This is a genomic window from Aeromonas sp. 160P, assembly GCF_055193095.1.
The window spans coordinates 1-2,711 of record NZ_JBUXKV010000005.1 but is presented as its reverse complement, the minus strand read 5'-3'; the positions used below and the strand labels follow the sequence as shown (position 1 = coordinate 2,711).

The following is a 2,711-nucleotide window of genomic DNA, read 5'->3' as shown; positions in this document are numbered from 1 at the left end:
GGCGTGGAGGAAGTCGAGAGCTTGAGCGATACGCATAAAAAATCCGAAACCAATCAACAGGTTTCGGATTTTCACACATCAGAAGGATCGGTCAATGGATCCTTAACTGATCGGCATTAGGCCGATTGGCCTCCCTTTGTATCTGGAAATATTCAGTTTAATCAGAGATTTTCCTCGGCAAACGAAGCCAGTCGGCTTCGCACCACGCCGTTGAGGAAGATGTTGGCACTGCCGTCGAAGTCCTTGAAACGCTCGACGATGTAGGTGAGACCGGAAGTCACCGGGCTCAGGTAGTTTGAGTCGATCTGGGCCAGGTTACCGGAGCAGACAATCTTGGTTCCCTCGCCGCAGCGGGTGATGATGGTCTTGATCTGGGACGCGGTCAGGTTCTGGCACTCATCCAGCAGCACGAAGGTGTTCTGGATGCTGCGCCCGCGCATGAAGTTGACCGATTTGAACTGGATATTGGCCTTCTCCATGATGTAGCTGAGCGAGCCGCTCATGTTCTCGTCCTGCTTGTGCAGCACCTCCAGGGTGTCGGTCACCGCCGCCAGCCAGGGCATCATCTTCTCTTCTTCGGTACCGGGCAGGAAACCGATGCTCTCGGCAATTTCCGGGGTATTCCGGGTGACGATCACTTTCTCGTAAATGCCCTTCTCAATCACCAGTTCCAACGCTGCCGCCATTGCCAGCAAGGTCTTGCCGCAGCCCGCCGGGCCGGTCAGGATCACCAGATCGATATGCGGATCGAGCAGTGCATCCAGCGCCATCCCCTGATAGACGTTCTTGGGATGTACACCCCACGCCTTGCGGGACATCAGCCGCTCGCGGCCCAGATCCTTGATGCGGATCTTGTTGCCTTCGTGGCTAAGCACCCGAGCGGCGAAGAAGTTCTCTTCGTCGATCAGGTACTGGTTGACGTGAATGCCTTCCAGCAGGTTGTCGTCGATCACATGAATGGTATCTCGGCCATGGGTCTCGCTCTCGCACTCGCCGACCCGCTCCCAGAAGCTGCCGGGCACCACCTGAAAGCCTTTCGCCAACAGGCGGATATCGTCGATCAACTGGTCGCTGCGATAATCTTCAACACGGGCAAGCCCAGCCCCTTTGGCTTTGAGGCGCATGTTGATATCTTTGGTGACCAGCACCACCTGGCGTTTCATCTCATGCTTTTGCAGATAGAGGGCAGCGTTGATGATGCGGTTATCAGCCTCCTTGTCGGTGAACACCTCGGCATCCTGGGGCAGATGGTGGTCACTGAAGATACAGATATTGCCGCTCGCTTCGCCAGCCAGCGGAACGCCCTGGGTGATCTGCTCCGGGGTCGCATCGCGGAACACATCTTCCAGCGCACGAATGGCCACCCGCGCGTCGCGGCTGACATCCTTGTTGCGATCCTTGATGTTATCGAGCTCTTCCAGCACCGTCATGGGGATAAGCACGTCGTGCTCTTTGAAGGAGTAGATAGCGAGGGGTTCATGAAGCAGAACGTTGGTATCCAGGATAAACAGCTTTCGGTCCGTATTGTCCATAAGCATTCTCCTTGGCACTGAAGGGCCACGTGTGTGAATCTCAGATGTCATTGAAACCACACAGCCGTGACAGTTTTATTACCCTCAACGCTACGCCCGATTTTACTATCACGCAACAAATCACTTGACCGAACGTTTTGATTGCCCATAAAAACAGCAATAAAAAGACCGGTACACCGACCGGTCTTTTTGCTTTCGCTCAATGAGTTAAACACACCTGTCAGCCACTCTGGGAGGGGCCACTGCTGAGGCTGTTAATGCAACCATCCTTGAGCACCAGCCCCCTTGCTGTAGCACTGATAGCAGAGCCCAGCATTGGTCGCAAAGCCACGATCAGCAGATCTCCGAACCAGGGCACTTCACTGATTAATTGACTGAATGAATACTCAGAGAGAGGTCAAGGCTTCTTGACGTAGACGGTCGGTGTGTCACCCGCCATATTCAGATAGAACTCGTAGACACCATCGCTATCCGGCGAGAACTTCATATCCTCATACTTGGAGCAGGGATTGACCGGCACAGCCTCACCACCCAATACGGCGACACCATCACTCGGGCTCTTGTAGCCAAAGTTACTACCGCAGCTCCAGCTCGAGTCAGCAAACTTGAACTTGTAGGGTGCCCACTCTTTCTTGAGCGTCCCTTTGGCCATGTAGAGCTTGTCGGCCACCTTGACCACCTTGCTCTCATCGGTCGCCATCCAGTCGTTCATCTCCCCGCGCAGGTAGATGGACTTGCCACCGAAGTCGCCGTTGTCTACTGCCTGTTCTGCACCACTATTGGATGCGCAACCGCCTAATACCAGGGTTCCCGCCGCCAGCATCATCGTTACTGTTCTTTTGAACATGGGTCTATTCCTTAAATTATTGTGATTCCTTGGTCCATCAATGTGGACTGTAGAATTAAACCAGAGCAGGCATCACAAGAAAGGTAGAGGCATCACATTCTGTGTTTTTTATATCCAACCCATTGAACCAATGAGTAACTATTGAACAGAAAATGGCATAGGAAAAACAGAGAAAGCGGCTTAGAAGAGGGAATAAAAGGTCAATATTTGGGCGATTTACTGAATGGCAGCCAATAAAAAACCCCGCTCATTGAGCGGGGTTTTTCGTGTTGGGTGCCTGGCAGTGTCCTACTCTCGCATGGCGAATGCCACACTACCATCGGCGCTACCGC

At 53.3% G+C, this 2,711-nt stretch carries 2 protein-coding genes; both read right to left on the bottom strand.

Translation table 11 applies throughout. The features are described from left to right. Positions 1-161: 161 nt before the first annotated feature. Entirely contained in the window at positions 162-1,532 is a 1,371-nt protein-coding gene (locus ACY8FN_RS21200; RefSeq protein WP_101318019.1) for a PhoH family protein, read from the bottom strand. Between the two features lie 397 nt (positions 1,533-1,929). Beyond that, complete coding sequence (locus tag ACY8FN_RS21195) at positions 1,930-2,379, bottom strand: pullulanase (RefSeq protein ID WP_463101218.1); 450 nt, start codon at positions 2,377-2,379, stop codon at positions 1,930-1,932. Between the last annotated feature and the right edge of the window lie 332 nt (positions 2,380-2,711).